Source organism: Succinivibrio sp., assembly GCF_045124615.1.
Lineage (GTDB): Bacteria > Pseudomonadota > Gammaproteobacteria > Enterobacterales > Succinivibrionaceae > Succinivibrio > Succinivibrio faecicola.
Genome location: NZ_JBGVMC010000043.1, coordinates 1 through 2,935 on the forward strand (window position 1 = coordinate 1; position 2,935 = coordinate 2,935).

Here is a 2,935-nt window from a genome sequence, read left to right on the forward strand (position 1 = left end):
ACTTATTGTCTTGAAAACTCTGATAGCCTCAGCAAGCTGATTTTTCTGAATGATAAGATATCTTGGTGATTCAGGAATATAAAGACACATCATTGTATAAACAAAAGCTGGCAGAATCTGAATACCTAGCATATATCTCCATGCTGTAGACTCATCACACAGTGAACCTATAACATAGTTTGAGAAGAATGCCATAAGAATACCGAATACGATATTGAACTGGAAAAGACCGGTCAGTTTGCCTCTGTGTTCTTTTGGCGCAATTTCAGAAATATAAAGAGGTGCAGCAACAGTTGACATGCCTATGCCAATACCGCCAATGAATCTGAATAGAAAGAATGAATATACATCATTTACAACTGCAGATCCTAGAGCACCTACCAGGAAAAGAATTCCATTTGTAATAAGTGTATTTTTTCTGCCAAATTTTGTTGCAGGAATATTTCCAAAAAGAGAGCCTAAAACGGTACCCCAAAGTGCAGCAGAAATTGCAAGTCCATGAGCTGTTCCTGAAAGTGACCATAACTGCTGAATCTTAGATTCGGCACCAGAGATCACGACTGTATCAAATCCGAACAGAAAACCTGCAAGTGCAGATGTAACTGCAAAGAAAAAGAGTCGATAGTTCATATAAAAATCCTCATATTTGTATGAATGTCTGTTTTAATTATCAGTTAATTCATGAAAAGAAAAATGTGATGTATTCACATAGTGTTATGCAAAAATTTGCATAATATAATTACTGATTTAAATTTGTTCTTAAGTGCAATGAATTATTTTGTATTTTTAAATAAAAATAAATAACTATATGAAATATTTGATAAATATTTGTTATGAATTTAAGGTGTGTTTATTTTTTTTGAAAGTTTTCTCTCTTTTAATAACATTTATGCAAAATTTTGCATAAAACTATGCTAGTTTTGCTTCATTTTGAAAAAGTCCTTCTTTTTTTGTTTTTTTTTACTTTCTATAATGAAAAAGAACATTAAGGAGTGCGACTATGGCAACAATAACAGATATTGCAAAAGAACTTGATATATCACCATCAACAGTATCAAGAGCATTAAAAAATCCAAAGATGATTTCTATAAAGACAAGAAATCTTGTTTTGAAAAAAGCTCAGGAACTAGGATACATTTCAAAATTAAGACAAGACGCTTTTGCTTCACAAAGATCTAAAACAATTGGCATCATTGTTGCTGATATCTCAAATACTTTTAACAATATTCTTGTAAAAGCTTTGATGGATGTGTTCAGTGCAAATGACTATTCCGTAATTTTAGGCACTTCCTATGAAGATCCACTTATTGAAAATAAACTCTTAAGACAGTGGCTTGATATCGGTATTTGCGGTCTTGTAGTTATGCCAACAGAGAAATTCACTCAATCCTTTTTACAGACTAATCTTGATATACCGGTCATTCAGATTGACAGATGTTTTGATGTAGATAATGCTGATTGCGTAACAGAAGATAATGTATATGGTGCATCACTTGCAGTTGATTATCTGACATCATTAAATCATAAAAAAATTGCCTTTATAAGTGGAGATCAGAGTGTTTATACCTTTTCTCAAAGATGTAAAGGTGCACTGCAAAGCGGTAAGGACAAAGTAGAAATTATTTCTTTATCATCAAAGGCATATGAAGATCTATATATCGGAGCATTTGAGAAAACCAATTTTCTGATGATGAGAGACAGATCAAGAAGACCTACTGCAATTATAGGTGCAAACATTGCAATAACTTCAGGAATTGTATATGCACTCAATCTTAAAGGAATAAAAATACCAGATGAGGTAAGTGTAATATCTTACGGTGACAGTAGGTGGTGCAGATTCTTTAATCCCCCCGTAACAGCTGTTGTTCAGCCAGTAGAGCAGATAGGCTCAATTGCTGCAAATAATCTTATAAAAAGGATAACAGGTGAAAATTCAAAGGTAGAGCAGGTTTGTCTGCAGTCAATGCTTTTAACAAGAGCATCAACAGCAGCCATATAACATATGGAGATTAAAATGTTGAATTTTTCAGTTTATAAAAACAAAAGAATTAAATGTGCAGGTCTTGGAGAAGTTCTGTTTGATGTATATCCAACAGGACCAAAGATTGGTGGTGCAACAGCTAATTTTGCCTTTCACTGCAGACAAAATGGTATTGAAGCTGCTGTAATAAGCTCTGTTGGAAAGGATGCACTAGGCTTTCTATCTCGTGATCTTCTTGCAAAGAAGTTCTTACCTGCACTGTTAAGTGTATCTGACAGACCAACAGGAACTGTCAATGTTACCTTATCTGATAAAGGAATTCCAAACTATACATTTGCATCTGATACAGCTTATGACAATATCAATGTGAATGATGAAATGTGTGCAATGGTAAGTACACTAGATATGATTTGCTTTGGAACACTTGCTCAGAGAAATCAAAAGTCTCATAAGGCAATCATGCGTCTTTTGGATATGACAAAAAAGGACTGTTTAAGAGTATTTGATGTAAATCTTAGAGGTGATTTTTATACAAAGGAAATTATTGAAGGATCATTACAAAGAAGTGAAATTGTAAAGTGCAATGATGATGAATTGCCATATCTTTGTAGTATTGCAGGTATAAAAGAGGTAAATCCTGATAATTATTTTGAATATCTAAAATCAATGGATATTTTCTGTTTTATCTATACAGAAGGTGCAAAACAGAGCACTGTTTATTTAAATGATCAAAAATCTGTTCAGAATACATTAAAGGTAAAAGCTGTAGATACAGTTGGTGCAGGTGACTCTTTTACAGCTACACTTGTAAGTCAGCTTATGAAAGGAACAGATCTTAAAACAGCACATGTCCTTGCAGTAAAAGTTGCTGCATTTGTATGTACTAAAAAAGGTGCAATGCCTGAAATTCCTTATTCGATGTTTGATTGATATTCTAACTCATGGTATTTATAG

3 protein-coding genes are annotated in these 2,935 nt (G+C 33.2%); 2 read left to right on the top strand and 1 reads right to left on the bottom strand.

The features are described from left to right. A partial coding sequence (locus tag ACJML3_RS01055; RefSeq protein WP_406019856.1) for an MFS transporter occupies nt 1-630 on the bottom strand: 630 nt, incomplete at its 3' end. Between the two features lie 370 nt (nt 631-1,000). Between ACJML3_RS01055 and ACJML3_RS01060 the strand changes: the two genes are divergently transcribed. Beyond that, the gene (locus ACJML3_RS01060) at nt 1,001-1,999 is read left to right on the top strand and encodes a LacI family DNA-binding transcriptional regulator (RefSeq protein ID WP_406019858.1); all 999 of its coding nucleotides are present in this window, start codon (nt 1,001-1,003) and stop codon (nt 1,997-1,999) included. A 15-nt stretch (nt 2,000-2,014) separates the two neighbouring features. Continuing rightward, nucleotides 2,015-2,911, top strand: coding sequence for a carbohydrate kinase (locus ACJML3_RS01065; protein ID WP_406019860.1), 897 nt, complete (start codon nt 2,015-2,017; stop codon nt 2,909-2,911). The last annotated feature ends 24 nt before the right edge of the window (nt 2,912-2,935 follow it).